13 protein-coding genes are annotated in these 15,384 nt (G+C 71.1%); 3 read left to right on the forward strand and 10 right to left on the reverse strand.

Going from position 1 to position 15,384, the window contains the following annotated elements:
- Positions 1 to 327: 327 nt before the first annotated feature.
- Positions 328 to 1,227, forward strand: coding sequence for an AEC family transporter (locus LMH63_RS11020; RefSeq protein ID WP_158280270.1), 900 nt, complete (start codon positions 328 to 330; stop codon positions 1,225 to 1,227).
- Positions 1,228 to 1,243: 16 nt separating this feature from the next.
- Here the strand turns inward: LMH63_RS11020 and LMH63_RS11025 are convergent, their stop codons facing one another.
- Positions 1,244 to 4,348, reverse strand: a complete 3,105-nt coding sequence (locus LMH63_RS11025) for an efflux RND transporter permease subunit (protein ID WP_109675588.1) — start codon at positions 4,346 to 4,348, stop codon at positions 1,244 to 1,246.
- Entirely contained in the window at positions 4,345 to 5,439 is a 1,095-nt protein-coding gene (locus LMH63_RS11030; RefSeq protein ID WP_109675590.1) for an efflux RND transporter periplasmic adaptor subunit, read from the reverse strand. Before LMH63_RS11030 ends, LMH63_RS11025 begins: the two co-directional genes overlap by 4 nt.
- A gap of 242 nt (positions 5,440 to 5,681) precedes the next feature.
- Between LMH63_RS11030 and LMH63_RS11035 the strand changes: the two genes are divergently transcribed.
- Complete coding sequence (locus LMH63_RS11035) at positions 5,682 to 6,164, forward strand: group III truncated hemoglobin (protein ID WP_146205158.1); 483 nt, start codon at positions 5,682 to 5,684, stop codon at positions 6,162 to 6,164.
- On the opposite strand, the gene LMH63_RS11040 is transcribed toward LMH63_RS11035, so the two are convergent.
- Both LMH63_RS11040 and LMH63_RS11045 read right to left on the reverse strand, forming a co-directional pair.
- A complete protein-coding gene (locus LMH63_RS11040; protein ID WP_109675594.1) occupies positions 6,134 to 6,913 on the reverse strand; it encodes a DUF2189 domain-containing protein in 780 nt (259 codons plus the stop codon). The two genes, LMH63_RS11035 and LMH63_RS11040, sit on opposite strands and share 31 nt — an antisense overlap.
- Before the next feature lie 300 nt (positions 6,914 to 7,213).
- Positions 7,214 to 7,585 carry a phasin family protein gene (locus LMH63_RS11045; RefSeq protein ID WP_109675596.1) on the reverse strand — a complete coding sequence of 124 codons (372 nt, stop codon included), beginning with the start codon at positions 7,583 to 7,585 and terminating at the stop codon, positions 7,214 to 7,216.
- A gap of 181 nt (positions 7,586 to 7,766) precedes the next feature.
- Here LMH63_RS11045 and LMH63_RS11050 point away from each other — a divergent pair, with 181 nt between their 5' ends.
- Positions 7,767 to 8,867, forward strand: a complete 1,101-nt coding sequence (locus tag LMH63_RS11050; RefSeq protein ID WP_109675598.1) for a histone deacetylase family protein — start codon at positions 7,767 to 7,769, stop codon at positions 8,865 to 8,867.
- Here LMH63_RS11050 and LMH63_RS11055 read toward each other — a convergent pair.
- From LMH63_RS11055 to LMH63_RS11080, 6 genes are all read right to left on the reverse strand, one after another.
- The gene (locus LMH63_RS11055) at positions 8,852 to 9,730 is read right to left on the reverse strand and encodes a Brp/Blh family beta-carotene 15,15'-dioxygenase (protein WP_229332565.1); all 879 of its coding nucleotides are present in this window, start codon (positions 9,728 to 9,730) and stop codon (positions 8,852 to 8,854) included. The two genes, LMH63_RS11050 and LMH63_RS11055, sit on opposite strands and share 16 nt — an antisense overlap.
- A complete protein-coding gene (locus LMH63_RS11060) occupies positions 9,727 to 10,872 on the reverse strand; it encodes a lycopene cyclase family protein (protein ID WP_109675602.1) in 1,146 nt (381 codons plus the stop codon). The genes LMH63_RS11055 and LMH63_RS11060 overlap by 4 nt, the downstream gene beginning before the upstream one ends.
- A 3-nt stretch (positions 10,873 to 10,875) precedes the next feature.
- A complete protein-coding gene (locus LMH63_RS11065) occupies positions 10,876 to 11,955 on the reverse strand; it encodes a phytoene/squalene synthase family protein (protein WP_109675604.1) in 1,080 nt (359 codons plus the stop codon).
- Positions 11,952 to 13,430, reverse strand: a complete 1,479-nt coding sequence (gene crtI, locus LMH63_RS11070) for a phytoene desaturase family protein (RefSeq protein WP_199225564.1) — start codon at positions 13,428 to 13,430, stop codon at positions 11,952 to 11,954. Before crtI ends, LMH63_RS11065 begins: the two co-directional genes overlap by 4 nt.
- Positions 13,427 to 14,332 (reverse strand): polyprenyl synthetase family protein, encoded by a 906-nt coding sequence (locus LMH63_RS11075; protein ID WP_109675608.1) that lies wholly within the window; start codon positions 14,330 to 14,332, stop codon positions 13,427 to 13,429. Before LMH63_RS11075 ends, crtI begins: the two co-directional genes overlap by 4 nt.
- A gap of 86 nt (positions 14,333 to 14,418) precedes the next feature.
- Positions 14,419 to 15,195: a bacteriorhodopsin-like gene (locus tag LMH63_RS11080; RefSeq protein WP_109675610.1), complete on the reverse strand. Its 777-nt coding sequence runs from the start codon at positions 15,193 to 15,195 to the stop codon at positions 14,419 to 14,421.
- Between the last annotated feature and the right edge of the window lie 189 nt (positions 15,196 to 15,384).

A 15,384-nucleotide genomic window follows, 5' to 3' on the forward strand; every position in this document is an offset into this window, starting at 1 on the left:
CGTTATTGTTGCAGCGGGTCGCCCCTGCGGCCTACGGGCAGGAGCCATGCCAGCCGCCCAGGGCATAGATATAGTACTAACCTAATCAGACGCTTGGCGATAGTATCTGACGTCCCCTGTCACCATCCGGACGCCGCCCACCGTGCGGCATATCGGACGGCGCGACCCCTTCGCGCGGCCCAGGCGTCCGGGGCGCCGGAGCCGCTCCGGACTTCCGGACTGCACCTGCGCCCATCCGGTATCATCCCGAGCCTTTTGGACAATCCGCCCTGATCACCTTCGGAGGGCCCTCTGCTTCAGATTCTCGGCATTCTCGCCCCGGTGCTGATGGTCATTGGGCTGGGCTGGGTCCTGTCCCGGCTCGGGTTCCTGTCCCGGCAGGCACTGTTCGACCTCAATCGACTGAGCTACTGGATCGGCCTGCCGTGTCTGCTGGTGGTTCGCATCGGCGGGGCCAGTCCGGCCCTCAGCGACGTTGCCGGACTGCTGTTCGTCGCCGCCGGAGGTACGGCACTGGGCATGGCGCTGGCCGCGGTTGTGGCCTGGCTCCTGGGCATGCCCTCACGCTCCCTCGTCACCTTCGTCCAGGGGGTGTATCGGGGCAACCTGACGTTCGTGGGTCTGCCCGTGGTGCTCTATGCCTTCGCCGGCACCGGTGCGGCCACCAGCGCCGAGGCGGCGGCACTGATCGCGTTCGCGCCGATGGTCGTCCTCTATAACGTCGCCGCCGTCGCGCTGCTGCTCGCCCCGCAGCGTGCCGGGCTTGCGGGCACGCTGCGGGCCATGGGGCACGGGCTGGTGACCAACCCGATCCTGATCGCGGCGCTCGTCGGCCTGGCCGTCTCCCTCGGCGGCTGGCCCATCCCCGTGGTGCTGGAGCGGAGTCTGTCCGCCGTGGGCCAGATGGCTCTGCCGCTGGCGCTGCTCTGCATCGGCGGCAGCCTCTACACCGCGCGCATCGAGGGGCGGGTGCTCTGGGGCGCGCTCGCCGCCGGGCTCAAGGTCGCGGCGGTGCCGCTGCTGGGGCTCGGGCTTGGGCTGGCCGTCGGGCTTTCGGCAGAACATCTGCGCATCGCGCTGATTCTGCTGGCCTGTCCCACCGCCTCGGCGTCCTACGTGCTGGTTCTGCAGCTGCGGGGCGACGCCGCGCTCGCTTCCACCACTATTGTGCTGAGCTACGTCCTGGCGCTGCCGGCCATGATGGCCGTGCTCGCGCTCACGCAGTGAGCGGACACCCGCGGCACTAACCCGATTCCCCCTTCAGCGCGGCAGCCTCCAGCTCCCGCTCCAGGCGCTCGGCCTCGCTGGCGCGGGGGCGGCTGAAGCGGGCGAGGCCCTGATAGATCACGGGGGTGAGGTAGAGGGTGAACACGGCGGCCAGGCCGAGGCCGCCGAAGACCACCCAGCCGATGGCCGAGCGGGCCTCGGCCCCCGGGCCGGAACCCAGGATGAGGGGCAGGCCACCGAGCACGGTGGCGATCATGGTCATCGCCACCGGTCGCAGGCGCACGCGGGCACTGCCGAGGGCCGCCTCGGTGACCGAGGCGCCGCGGTCCCGCAGCTGATCCGCGAACTCCACCAGCAGGATGCCATTCTTCGCCATGAGTCCGATCAGCAGGATCAGCCCGATCTGCGAGTAGATGTTTACCGAGGTCCCGGTGAGGTAGAGCGCGAATACCGCGGCGGCGACGCCGAACGGTACGGTCAGCGTGACCACCAGCGCGCTGGTGAGGCTTTCGAACTGGGCGCAGAGCACGAGCAGGACCACGAGCAGCGCCAGGCCGTAGGTGAGGGTGACGTCGCGGCTGGTCTCCTGGAGCGTCTGCGCCTCGCCCAGAGGCACCATGGTGACGCTGTCCGGCAGCACCTCGTCCGCGAGCGCCCGCAGGTCGTCCACCGCGGACTGCAGTGGGTAGTCCCCGGCCACCGCCACGTCCAGCGTGATGGCGCGGCGCTGGAACTCCCGGTCGAGCTCCGCGGCCACCCCCTCTTCGCTCAGCGTGATGACGGAGGAGAGCGGCACCAGCGCCCCGGCATCGGTGCTGACATAGAGGTTGGCAAGGTCCCCCGGGTCGTTGATCTCGCCGGTGGTGGACTCGAGAAATACCGGCACCGCCTCGTCGGCGACGTTCAGGTCCACCAGCTCCTCCCCGTCGATCATTGCCTGCAGTGTCCGCGCCAGTCCGTCGAGGCCGATGCCGAGCTCGCGGGCGCGCTGGCGGTCCACCTGCAGGCGGAGCTGTGGCTGGGTGGGCTGATAGGAGATGTCCGGCTGGGAGAGGTTCGGCAGATCGGTCTCGACGCGGCGCGCGAGCTCGCGGGCGGCGGCATAGAGGGTTTCGTAGTCGTTGCCGAGCAGCGCCACCTCGAGCCCCGAGCCGACGCCGCGCAGATTCAGGCTGTTGGGGCTGCCGACGCGTATCTGGGCTCCGGGGATGCCCTCGAGGCCGGCACGCAGGTCGGCGGCGATGGCCTGCTGGCTGCGGCTGCGCTCGTCCCAGGGGGCCAGCGGCGCCACGATGAGCGCGCGATTGGGATCGTAGCGACCGACGATGGTGAATAGGCGTGCCACCTCCCCGCTCTCCAGTAGCGGGCGCACTGCCGCCTCCATGCGGTTGGCCTGCCGCTCGGTGTAGGTCAGTCCAGCGCCGTCCGGCCCGCTGGCGCTGATGAACAGCAGCCCCCGGTCTTCCGGGGGCAGCAGCTCGCGCTCGAGCTGCGGGAAGAGCAGGGCGGCACCGCCCGCCGCGAGCAGTCCCAGGGCCAGGGTCAGGAACGGCCGGCGCAGGGCCAGGGCGAGGCTGCCTTCGTAGCCCCCGGCGATGCCGCGGCCGATACGCGCGAGTCCGCGGGCGAGTGCCGTGCGCCGGCGTGGCCGGGCCAGGACCCGCGCAGCCATGGCCGGCACCAGGGACAGCGCCACGAACGAGGACAGGGCGACGGCTACCGCAAGCACGATGCCAAACTCCCGGAACAGCCTACCGGCGGTGCTCGGCAGCAGGGAGATGGGCACGAATACCGAGATGAGCACCGCCGTGGTGGCGACTACGGCGAAGAACACCTGATGGGTGCCGAGCAGCGCCGCTGCCCGCGGCGCCAGGCCCTGGCTGCGCCGGCGCTGGATGTTCTCCAGCACGACGATGGCATCGTCCACCACCAGCCCCGTCGCCAGCACCAGCGCAAGCAGGGTAAGCAGGTTGATGGAGAAGCCGAGCATCCAGATGGCCGCCACCGTGCCAATCAGAGCCAGCGGGATGCTCACCGCCGGAATCAGTGTCGCCCGGGGTGAGCCGATGAACAGCCAGATGGCGGCGATGACGATCAGCGTGCTGAAGCCGAGCGTGATCAGCACCTCGCGAATGGCGCCGCGAATGAAGATGGCATCGTCCGAGGTCTTGATGAGCTCGACGTCGTCGAGCCGGGCATTGAGCCGTTCCAGGACCCGCTCGATGCCTGCGGAGATCTCCACGGTGTTGGAGCGTGCCTGCCGGATCACGCCGAGGCCGATGATGCTGCCCCCGTTGAGCCGCACGAAGCTGCTGGCGTCCGCCGGCGCGAAGGTGGCGTGGGCGACGTCGCCGACCCGAATCGCGTCGCGAATCTCCAGCGCCTCCACCTGGTCGGCCGTGACCGTCGAGGCATCCGCCCGGACCAGCAGCTGCAGATCGTCGGAGCGGAAGCTGCCGGCGGGGACGTCCAGGGAGGCGTCTTCCAACACCTCCGCGATGTCGTTCACGGCGAGCCCGTAACTCGCGAGGCGCAGCGGATCCACCACCACCCGCAGCTGGCGCTGGCGCTCGCCGAACAGCGAGATGTCGGCGACCCCCGGCACCGAGACCAGCTCCGGAATGACGTCCTGCTCGACCACCCGGGTCAGGGCGTCCGTGCCAAGGGTGGGGCTGCGGGCGGCGATGCGCACCACCGGCGAGGCGTTGTCGTCGGCCTTGATGACGTTCACCTGCTCCACCTGGTCGGGGAGCTCGCGCTGAACGCGGCTGACCGCCTCGCGGGCATCCGCCGCGACCTGGTCGAGGTCTTCGTCCGGGTTGAACTCGATGACGATGCGGGTGTTGTTCTCCTCGCTGGAGGCGCTGATGGAACGCACCCCCGAGACCCGCGCCACGGCACCCTCGATCAGGCGGGTCACCTCGGCATCCATGGTCTCCGGCGAGGCGCCGGGGTAGCTCGCCGTGACCGTGACCCGCGGCCGGTCCACGTCCGGCAGCTCCCGCACCTCCACCGCCAGCAGCGCGGCCACCCCGGCCAGGGCGATCAGCAGGTTGATCACGAGGACCAGGACCGGGCGGCGGATGCCCAACGCCGGCAGCCCGCCTCGGGGATCCCTCACGGGTCGCGTTCCCCGTCGCGCTGCGCCACCACCGGCTCGTCGCCGTCCAGCTGCTCGGGATCGACGATGCTGACCTGGACGTCTTCCCGCATCTGCTGCACGCCCTCGGAGACAACGGCCACGCCCCGCTCCAGATCGGCGTCTACCAGCACCGTGCCCTCGCGGCGGGCCACGACAGTGGCCGGGACCCGCACGGCCCGCCCATCACGTATGGCCCAGACGTAGGCGCCTTCGCCACCCCACTGCAGCGCAATCTCCGGCACCACCGGATACTCCTGCCCGAGCAGGTCCAGGGCGACGCGGAAGCTCGTGCCCGGCAGCAGCCGGCCCTCGGGGTTGTCCACCCGGGCGCGGACAGTGAACGTCCGGGTCTCCGGGGCGACGCGGCTGTCGATGGCATCCACCGTCGCCTCCAGGGGCCGCCGCGGCTCCGCCCATGTGGTCACCGACAGCGGCTGGCCCTCGTGCAGGCGGTCCAGGAACTGCTCCGGCACCTCGAAGCGAACCAGCAGGCGCGCGCGGTCGTCGAGGCTGGTCACCGCGGTGTCCGTGTCGATGCGGTCGCCGACATCGATATCCGTGAGGCCCACCACGCCATCAAAGGGGGCCCGCAGGGTGCGGTCCTCCAGCGCCACCTCCGCCCGGGCCAGCTCCAGGCGGGCCGTGGCGAGAGCGGTACGCGCCGAATCGATCGTGGTGGGGGACACCGCGCCGGTACCCTCGGTGCGCTGGTAGCGCGACAGCAGCAGCTCCGCGTCCTCTACCCGCACCTCGGCGAGCTGCACGGCAAGGCGCTGGTCGCGGCTGTCCAGGCGCAGCAGCACCTGCCCCTGGCTGACCCGGTCCCCCGAATCGAACCCGATTTCCGTCACCTCGCCGCTGGCCGCGGGATACAGCGTTACCGAGCGCTGCGCCCGTGACTCGCCCACGGCCCGGATCTCCACCCGCTCGTGCTCGAGGCGAACGTCGGAGACGATCACCGGGGTGCCGTCGGCCTGCGCGCCGGCGAGGGCCGCCCAGCCGCTGGCGAGGGTCAGCGCAACGGCCGCCGCGCGATGCAGCCTGCGGGTCGGGGTGCGGTGTGTCGGCATCGAGACTCCTTGCCTGCTCGTCGTTAGGAACCCACGGCACCGGGCAGGTTCCCTGGCGCCGGCGCCGCCGGTCGTCGCGCCGCGCCCGCCCCACCGGCAATTGACGCGGGGCTGACGGGGGTTGGGCGTATCTGTCAGCCTCTGCACCCGCGATGCAGGAGCAAAGGTCAGCCGATGACACGAGCGTGGCGGTCAGTGCGCCGCCGCCCGGTCCGCGGCGCCGGCTGGCGGACGCTGCGGCAGTGTCCGAGCTCGTGCGGGCATTCTACGCGCGTCTGCTGGACGATCCGCTGATGGCGCCGGTGTTCGTGGATGTGGCCGGGGTCGACCTCAGCCACCATCTGCCACGGATCGAGGCGTTCTGGCGCCGGATGCTGTTCCGGGAGCCCGGCTATCGCCGTCACATGATTGCGCACCACGAGCGGGTGCAGGACCTGCAGCCGCTGACCAGGGCGCATTTCCAGCGCTGGCAGGCGCACTTCCTGTTCACCCTCGACGAGCGCTTCCACGGGCCCGAGGCGGAACGGGCCGCGCGCCTCGCCCGGCGGATCGCCGCGCACATGGCCCACTGGCTGCTGGAGGAGCGCCCGCGGCGTCTCGCCGCCGCGGGCGCAGAGGCCGTGGGGCCTAGCCTGGACGCCGCACCTGGCCCGGACAGCTCAAGGATCCGCGCCCGCAGCCGCGAATCGGTGAGCTATCCGGGCTGGCCGGTGAGGTCCCGGTAGGCGTGCCAGCTGGCATGGGCCACCAGGGGCATGGTCACGATCAGGCCGAGGAAGGCGGTGGCGAGACCGATACCCACCAGCAGGACGATGAGCATGGCCCAGACGAGCATGGCTGCCGGGTTGGTGCGGGTAGCCGTGAAGCTGGTGATGGCGGCCGTGACCGGATCCAGTGGCCGGTCCAGCAGCATGGGCAGGGCGATCACGCTCACGGCGAAAACCCCGGCGGCGAGGACGCCACCGATCAGCACATAGGCTGCCAGGAACAGGGGATCGGCGGCGCCGAACAGGGCCTCCGTCCAGCTGGCCTGGATGTCCGGCGGCTGACGGCCATGGAAGAGGGCGAACAGGATTGCCGACACCCGCTCCCAGGAGAGCAGGACAAAGGCGAGCATCACCCCGAACATGCCGATTGACCAGGCATTCCGGCGCCAGGCGGTAAGCGAATCTAAGAACCGGGGACGCCGGCCCGCCCCGCGCTCGCGGCTGAGGTGGTAGAGGCCGATACCGAGGAACGGGCCGGCCAGGAAGAAGCCCGACAGCGCTGCCGACACGAGGTAGGGCCGACCGCTGGCCAGGGTGACGATGAGATAGCCGACGGCCGCCAGCAGCACGCCGTAGCTCAGACTTGCGAGCGGCATGGCGGCTATATCCGCCAGGCCGGCGCGCAGCCAGTGCAGCGGACGGCCCGCGGCCACATGGCGTACCGCGACGGGCGCCGGGGTGGCCTCGGTGGATTCGACGGTGGTCATGGGCGCTGTCCTCCGTTGCGCACGCAGACTTGGCAGCCCGGCTCAGGGTGCCACGGACTCGATGATGCCGGCTCGGCGCCGCGTGAATCTGACCTGGGTCAAGTCCCGGGTGCGCCGGGCCCACGGGCGGCCACGCTCACGGCGGCCGACGGCACCAGCGCAACGGTGGAGGTCGACATCGACGGGTACGTGTTCCCAGGCGGGGTGGGCTATCGCCTCTGACGCGAAGCCGTCGCACAAAAAAGGCCGCCGACCCCGGGGGGATCGGCGGCCGCGTCGCCGGTAACGCCCCGCGGGGTGTTACTTGGCCTGGGCGGCAGTAGCCGCCTCGGAGGCGCTCTTCACGTTGCTCTCGACGAGCTTGCGGGCCTCGTTGACGAACTCCTGGTTCATCGCCACGACCTTCTCGGCGTCGCCCTTGACGCGCTCGCTGAGGTCCTTGGCGACCTTCTGCTGACCTTCGGCATACGCCTGCAGGCCCTTGGTGTCCTTGATCTCGAGAGCCGCGCGGGCCTGGCCGACACCCACCTCGGTGTAGGTGCGGACCGCCTCGAGCTGCGCGTTCACCAGCTTCTCGGTGTAGTCCACCGCCAGCTTGCCATAGGCGCGGGCGGGACCGACGAAGAGCTTCTCGACCTGCTCGTTGTACTTGTTGATCATCTCGTTGTTCATGCTGGAAACCTCCTGCTGTGGTTTATGCAAGGCCACCGCTGGCCTTGTTGCGGTGCAATATAGCAATCCGTTTGCTGCAACGCAACACTCCTTGCCGCGAGCAGGCACGGCGCGCGTCCCGGCTGCCATCGTGGCAAAGTCTGCGGGTAAGTCGTGGCCGGCATTTCGGGAGACAACAACAATGGCTGCTGAGGAAGACGTGCTGGTGCTCTTCGATGACGCGATGCTCGAGCACCGGCCGGAGGCGCGGGATCCGTTCCTGCCGGGGCGGCTGGAGCGCCGCGTCCGGGAGCTGCTCGCCGGGCTCGGGGTGCAGTGGAACTATCCGGAACATCCAGGGCGGCTGACCGCCGTGCTCGAGGGGCTGGCGAAGACGCCTATCGCCGGCGTGCGGCGCGGGACCGGCCGGCGGGCGACGGTGGACGAGCTGGCGCGCGTTCACGCACGCACCCACATCGATGCCATGGCGGCGTTGCGTGGCCAGTACGCCTGGGTGGACATGGACACCACGGCGGTCTCACCGGGCAGCGTGGATGCGGCGGAATGGGCGGCGGGTACCGCGATCGCAGCGGTGGAGGCGGTCGTGCGTGGTGAGGCGGGTTCGGCCTTCGCCCTGGTGCGCCCGCCCGGGCACCATGCCGAGCCGGTGCGGGCGCGCGGCTTCTGCCTGTTCAACAACGTCGCGGTTGCCGCTGCCCATGCTCAGGCCGAGCTCGGCTGCAACCGGGTGCTGATCATCGACTGGGACGCCCACCACGGCAACGGCACCCAGGACATCTTCTGGGCCGATCCGGACGTGCTGTTCTTCGATACCCATCGTGCCGCGCCGTTTTATCCCGGAAGCGGGGCGCTGGAGGACATCGGCGCGGGCTTCGGCGAGGGCACAACGGTGAACGTGCCGCTGCCGCCCGGCTCCGGTGATGCGGCCATGATCAAGGCGTTCCGCGAGATCCTGGTGCCGGCGGCGGACTGGTTCAAGCCGGATCTGGTGCTGGTCTCCGCCGGTTTCGACGCGCACCGTCTGGATGTGGCGATGAACATGACCTACGAGGGGTTCGGCGCGCTCACCGCCATCGTGCGCGAGATCGCCCGGCGCCACTGCGACGGCCGCCTCGCATTCGTCCTGGAGGGCGGCTATCACACCGAGTCCCTGGCCGAGGGCGTGCATCGGGTGCTCTCGGTGCTCGCGGGTGCCCCGGCCGAGGAACCGCTGGAATGCGGCATCGTGGAAGTGGCGGCGGCGGCCGAGTTTCATCGCGAGGCTTTTCAGCAGCCGGACTGACCCTCCGGCGAAGACCCGCGCCGGGGTGCGGCGAGGCTCTCCAGCACCATGTGCGGTACCGTGAGCGCGGCGAGGCCGATGAATACCATCTGAAGCACGGCGGACTCGGCCGACTGCTGGAGCAGCCAGGGCAGCGCCAGACCTGCCAGTGCCCAGGTCGCCAGGGTGGCCGGAGCCGTGGCCCGCAGGCGGCTCGGCCAGTCGTGCAGGCCGAGCGCGCGCGCGGTCTCCAGCAGATGGCGCGGGCTGTGCAGGAAACAGAAGTACGCGACGAAGTAGGCGAGGGGCGCCAGCAGCCAGGCCCCGAGCAGCAGCAGTAACGGATCCCGCCAGTCGCTGGGCTGCGGCCGGTCGGCCCGGCAGAGCCCCAGCACCAGCAGCGCTGCGCCGGCGGCGCACAGCCAGCCCGCACCGTGGAACAGCGGGCCGGGGCCACCCGGGGCGAGGTACGCCAGCACCGCCGCGCTCGCCGCCGGCTGCAGCGCGAGCGGCAGGAAGACCACCAGCAGCCCGTAGCCCAGGGCGCCCGCGACGCCGAGGCGCTCCCCGGTGTCCTCGCCGAAATGCCAGGCGGAGTAGAGCAGGAAGACGCTCAGCGCCAGGGTCGGCCAATGCCACCAGGGCAGGAGCGCGGCGAGGCCAAGCGCGAGGTACCCGAGCAGGAAAATGGCCGAGCGCGCAAAGCCGCGCACACCGAGGCGCTGACGCGCCACCTCGGGGTCCAGGGCGCCATGGGGCAGCCCGAGCACCGCCACGCCGGCGGCAAGCGCCAGCAGCAGCGCGGTCTCGCCCGCCAGCCGGTCCAGCAGCAGCATGACGACAAGGCCCATGGGGAAGAGCCAGGTGCCCACGGGCGCAGTCATGCCCATCTCCGGTTGCCGGGGCGGGTGCCCAGGGCGGCCCCGAGCAGGGGCGGCGTTGGCAGTGCCGTGATCACCCGCGCCAGGTCCGTGGGTCGCGGGCGGCCCATGAGGAAACGTGCGAGGGCCTCGCTGGGCGCCGTCGCGAACAGCTGCAGGAAACGCTCGGGCGCGAGCCGCGGGTCCCGCCAGAGCGCTTCCAGGAACACCCGATCCATCCATTCCAGCAGACGGGAGCGCTCGGGCGGGCAGGGTGCGCGCCCGGCCAGCAGGCGGGACGCGCAGGCATCGGCCCAGCGCTGGATGGCGTGGAAGGCATAGCCGGTGGCCGGACGCAGGCTGCCGCCGGCGGCGCCGATGCGGATGTGGCGGCCCCCTGGCTGCGGCAGCGGCGGCGCCATGGGCAGATAGCCCCGTTCGTAGCGGAGCGGGTGGCTGCCGTCGAGACCCAGCCGCGCCCGGAGTGTCTGCAGCGACGCGTCGAGCTCGGCGGCCGCCGGCGGTTCAGGCGTGAAGTGGGTGAGCTCGAGGAGCCGCCGGTCGCCGGCGATGGGCAGCTGGTAGGTGAACGTCAGCAGGTGCGGCGCCTCGGCCGTTCGGAAGTCCATTAGCCGCGCGGTCTCCGGATCCAGCGGCGGCGTGCCCGCGAGCTCTACGCCGGCGAACGCCTGCCACAGCCAGGGCCGCCCGAGGCGGCGCCCGGGAGCCCGTGAGTCCAGCACCCAGGTGGCCTCGAAGACCTCGCCGTTGTCCAGCGCGACCTGCATGCGCCGGCCCAGCGCCTGCAGGGCCTGCACGCGGCATCCGCGTCGGGTGATCCAGTCATCACGCCGGGCCACGGCCTCCCAGCCGATGCGGCGCACCTGGCGGGCGTCGAGCATCTCGTAGGGCAGCTCGTGGCTGGCGCATCGGGTCTCGGCGGCTGGCGTCGAGACCGCCCAGCGCCACCAGCGGCGCACGCGGGCAGCGGCGAACGGGTGCTCACCGTCGCTCCAGCCGCACCAGGTGCGGTCATTGGTATCCTCGGTGCTCGGCTCCACCAGCAGGACCCGGCCGCCGTAGCCGCCCTGGGCGAGACGCAGGGCGAGACTGAGGCCGGCACAGCCGGCGCCGATCAGGGCGATGTCGACGCGTGGGGCCGCCATGTCTCAGGGCCTGGAGCCAAGGGCACCGACCGCACCGGTCCGGGGCCGCGGGCAGGGATCCGGCGGGTAATCCTGCGCGCTAGTCGGTCCCGGTGCGCGAGGCGTTGCCGAGCAGGCCTGCGTGCCTGCAGGCTCGCGAGCCAGATCCGGCCTGCCCGCTCCTGGCACCGCATTCGCGTCGCGATGGGCGCGGCGGGTGCGCTCCGGCAACGGCGCCACGAGCAGTGGCGCCGGCGCGGGACGGCGTGGACCGTGGGGCCGGGCGGGGCGGGAGCGCAGGCCGAGCAGGCTGGCGGCGGCCAGCCAGTAACGCTCGCCATCGCCAAGGCGGGTGCGCCCGGCGAGGTAGTCCCCACCCCGGGCGGCGAGGCGTGTGCCGATGGCGCGGTACAGCGTCGCCGCCACCCGGATCGCCGCCCGGTTGCGCTTCGGCAGCAGCCGCATGCCGTTCTCGGCGAGGCCATAGTAGGTGTCGGCCAGGGCGACCAGGCGCCGGACGGCGGCAGGCACCCGGGCACGGGCGGTCGCGCTGCCGTCGGCGATCTCCGTGGGCTCGAGGCCGCCCACCCAGGCACCGGGCAGGTAGCGCCGCCCGCAGCGGGCATCCTCCAGGACGTCCCGGGCGATGTTGGTCATCTGCATGGCGATGCCGAGGGCCACCGCCGGCTCGCGTGCGCGGCCGGGATCCGCCCCCAGCAGGGGGCACATCAGCTCGCCCACGGTACCGGCGACGCCATAGCAGTAGTCGGTGAGGTCGACCTGGTCGGCGATGCGGACGGGGTGGGTCGCGTCGCCGCGCACGGTTTCCACCAGCGTCAGCAGCGGCGCGAGATCGAGGCCGCGTCGCCGGGCCAGCTCGCGCACCGGGGCGAGGCTGGCCGGGTCTTCGGTGTCGCCGGAAAGCGCCGCGCGGAGCTCGTCGAGCTCGTGGTTGGGGCCCGCGGACAGATCGGCGAGATCGTCGACGTGCCGACAGAAGGCGTAGAGCGTGGCGATGTCGCGGGCGTCCCGGCGACGCAGCAGCCGGCTGGCCACGTGAAAGCTGCTGGCGTGACGGGCAAGCAGTCGAGTGGGCTCGGTCATGCCGCGCTCCTCCCGGTGGTGTCGGGGAGCAACCGCTCCACGACCTTGGCGCTGGAGAGAACGCCGGGCAGCCCGGCTCCCGGGTGGGTGCCGGCACCGACGAGATAGAGGTTGTCCAGGCCCTCGGCCCGGTTGTGAAAGCGGAACCAGGCTGACTGGCGAAACAGCGGCGACACGCTGAAGCCTGTGCCATGGACACTGTTGTAATCGCGAGCGAAGTCCGCCGGCGTCATGTGGAACGGCGCGCGCAGATGGTCGCGCAGCCCGGGCAGCAGCGTCGCCTGAAGGGCGTCGATAATGCGCGCTTCCAGGGCAGGGCCGGCCTCGGCCCAGTCGATGCCGCCCAGCAGGTTCGGCACCGGCGCGAGGACGTACCAGGCGTCATGCCCGGGCGGGGCAAAGCTCGGGTCAGTGGCCGTGGGCCGGTGCAGGTAGAGCGAGAAGTCCTCCGGCAGCACGCGCCGCTGGAATATGTCCCGCAGCAGCGCCTCGTAGCGCTCGCCGAGCCAGATGGTGTGGTGGGCGACCTCGGGATACTGCCGGTCGGTGCCGAAGTAGAGCACGAACAGCCCCATGGAGTGACTGGCGGTGCGCGCCTTGAGGCGCGCCGCAAGGGGTGCGGGCTGCAGCAGCTCGCCGTAGAGGTGCAGCGGGTCGAGGTTGGAGACGAAGGCATCGGCGGTGAGGCGGCGCCCGTCATCGAGCAGCGCCGCAGTCACCCGTCGCCCGTCCCGCTCCAGGCGCTCGACGCTGCGCCCGAGCTCGACGGTCACGCCGGTGGACTCGAGCAGGCCGGCCAGCGCATCCACCAGCGCGCCGGTGCCGCCCATGGCAAAGTGGATGCCCCAGCGGCGCTCCAGATAGTGGATGAGGCCGTAGATGCAGGTCGTCTGTAGCGGATTGCCACCGATGAGCAGTGGCTGCAGCGACAGTGCGCGCCGCAGATAGGGATGACGGATATGCCGGCAGACCATCTGCCAGACGCTGCGGTCGATGCGCCGCTGTAGCAGCCGCGGCAGCTGACGGAGCATGGTGCTGGCGCGGTCAAAGGGCTGATCCGCGAGCTCGGTGAAGGCGACGTCGAACAGCGCCCGGGATTCGGCGAGCAGACTGCGATAGCCGGCAACGTCCCGCGGCTCGAAGCGGGCGATTTCCGCCTCCAGTCGCGCCTCTCCCGGGCCGTAGTCGAACAGGGCGCCGTCCGGGAAGCGGAACCGGTACCAGGGGTCCAGCGGGCGCATCTCGATGTGGTCGGCGAGGTCCTGACCGAACAGGGTAAAGAGCTCGGCGAACAGGAACGGCGCGGTGATCACGGTGGGCCCGGCGTCGTGGTGGTAGCCGCCACGCTCGAACACCTGCGCGCGACCGCCGAGCCGTGGGCAGCGATCCACCAGATGCACGCGGTAGCCGCGGGCGCGCAGCCGCAGCGCGGCGGCAATGCCGCCGAAGCCGCCGCCGAGGACCAGCGCCCTCACGCCACCTCCGCCGACTCGGACTCCGCTGGAGCCAGCGCCCGGCAGCATGCGCGCAGCGGCGCAGCCACCGGCTCGGGCAGGCCCGCGCTGAGGAGTAGCGCCCGGCGGAAGCGCCGGTGCGCCAGCGCTCGGGCGCGCTGCCGCGCCACGGCCGGGGACTGCCCCGCGGCCGCGAGCACGCGAACGGCGTTGACGCCCTCCGGAGCGTCCGTGTCGGCGTCATCCAGGTCGTCCAGAAGCTGATAGCCGAGGGCCAGGGCGTGGGCGGCGGCTCGCGCCCGCCGGCACAAGGACTCATGGCCGGCCAGCGTCAGCGGCGCCTCCAGGGCGAATGCGAACAGGGGCCCGGACTTGGCTCGCGCCAGGCGGGCGTAGGTGGAGAGCGTGCAGCAAACCGCGGCTCCCTGTGCCTGCAGCTCGGCGATCTGGCCTTCCACGGTGTCCGCGGTGCGCCGGCTGAGCAGTCCGAGCAGGGCGGGCAGCCGCTGCGCCGGAATGACCTCGGCCAGGGCACCGAAGGCCCGACACAGGAGCCAGTCGCCGGTGCAGAGCGCGCCGCCCGTGCCGTGCATTGCCCAGACGCTCGGCGCTCCGCGCCGCTCGGTGGCCCGGTCGCAGATATCGTCGTGGACCAGCGAGGCGTTGTGGGCCAGCTCGCAGGCCACCGCCAGCTGTATCGCCTGGCGGGCCGGGATCCCGAGGCCCTTTGCGGCATCCAGGCAGAGGCGCGCCCGCAGGCGTTGCCCGCCGCTCGCAAGGTGTCCGGCTGCCGCCTGCCGGGCCTGGCCAAGCCCGTGCCCCGGGCAGCCGGTCACCATGTTTTCCAGCGCGGCCCGGATGGCTGCGAGGTCGGGGTCCTCCGCCGGCCGGGCACTGATCGACTCTCTGACCGCGACGTTCATCGCCCCTCCCTGGCGGCCGGTGGCCGCCGGCCTGCGCCGATGGGACTGCCCCCGCGGCAGGATAGGCCGCGGGGGCAGCTTCCGGCCTACGACGCCGGCTGCTGTGCTCCGCTGCGGGCGAACTCCAGCTCCGACTTGCGGGCGCAGATCACGTAGATGAACAGGCCGAAGAACGCCTTGGCGACCACATCGGCCACCGAGTAGCCGACCTGAATCGCACTGTAGGCGGTTCCGCCGGTAAGGCCAATCATCGGGAAGATGAACACGATGGGATAGAACGACCACGACACCACGGTGATCCAGCGGGCAGCGCTGACCAGACCACGCACCTCCGCCGGCTGATTGTCGATGGCCTGGCGCAGTCCCACGAAGAGCTCATAGACGATCCAGACGAACGGGATCATGGCGAGGAACCACCACAGCCAGCGGGTGCCTGCATCCTGGGAGATCTCGCCCGGATAGCCGAGGATCACCATGATGGCCGCCAGCAGGCCCAGGCGTGTCGCCTTGGCGCGGGTTTCCGCCGAGCTGAGCCCCATCACCAGAATCAGCTCGATGAGGAGCAGCGGCACGGTGAGCAGCCAGTCCACATACCGATAGGCATCGTTGAACGGCTCACCGGTGGGCAGCGCCATGCCGCCCTCGATGGTGTAAGCCGCCCCCCAGCTCTCGAAGATCCGCCAGTAGTGGTAAAGCGCGATCAGGGTTACGAGCCCGGATATCGCCAGTGCGCCCTTGTACTTCTGTGCTACCTGCCCCCTCTGCAGAAAGAGGAAGATGGTGGTCGCCCCCATCGCGGCAATGGTGAACGAGAAGGCGTTGTACACGATGTTGTACTGCGTGAAAGTCAGTTCCAGATCCATCTTTGGGCGCTCCTCCGCGTGGGTGTGAGGCAGCCTTGCTGCCAGCGCCATGTATAGCGCATGTAGAGATGCGTGTACAAGATTTGAATAATATGTGCCGGCCGGCACTCCGAAGGCGCGCAGCCGCCTCGCCACGGCCGATCGTCTGCCTCTCCCGGGTCTTGTCCTGCCCGCCCTCTCCACGCCCTC

It is taken from the genome of Spiribacter halobius (assembly GCF_020883455.1).
GTDB lineage: Bacteria > Pseudomonadota > Gammaproteobacteria > Nitrococcales > Nitrococcaceae > Sediminicurvatus > Sediminicurvatus halobius.

Bases quoted from the DNA above. Each gene is read 5' to 3' on its own strand.
- LMH63_RS11020 (WP_158280270.1), top strand. From the start codon at position 328: ATGGTCATTGGGCTGGGCTGGGTCCTGTCCCGGCTCGGGTTCCTGTCC.
- LMH63_RS11030 (WP_109675590.1), bottom strand. From the start codon at position 5,439: ATGCCGACACACCGCACCCCGACCCGCAGGCTGCATCGCGCGGCGGCC.
- LMH63_RS11040 (WP_109675594.1), bottom strand. From the start codon at position 6,913: ATGACCACCGTCGAATCCACCGAGGCCACCCCGGCGCCCGTCGCGGTA.
- LMH63_RS11055 (WP_229332565.1), bottom strand. From the start codon at position 9,730: ATGACTGCGCCCGTGGGCACCTGGCTCTTCCCCATGGGCCTTGTCGTC.
- LMH63_RS11080 (WP_109675610.1), bottom strand. From the start codon at position 15,195: ATGGATCTGGAACTGACTTTCACGCAGTACAACATCGTGTACAACGCC.
- LMH63_RS11075 (WP_109675608.1), bottom strand. From the start codon at position 14,332: ATGAACGTCGCGGTCAGAGAGTCGATCAGTGCCCGGCCGGCGGAGGAC.
- LMH63_RS11045 (WP_109675596.1), bottom strand. From the start codon at position 7,585: ATGAACAACGAGATGATCAACAAGTACAACGAGCAGGTCGAGAAGCTC.
- LMH63_RS11050 (WP_109675598.1), top strand. From the start codon at position 7,767: ATGGCTGCTGAGGAAGACGTGCTGGTGCTCTTCGATGACGCGATGCTC.
- LMH63_RS11060 (WP_109675602.1), bottom strand. From the start codon at position 10,872: ATGGCGGCCCCACGCGTCGACATCGCCCTGATCGGCGCCGGCTGTGCC.
- LMH63_RS11065 (WP_109675604.1), bottom strand. From the start codon at position 11,955: ATGACCGAGCCCACTCGACTGCTTGCCCGTCACGCCAGCAGCTTTCAC.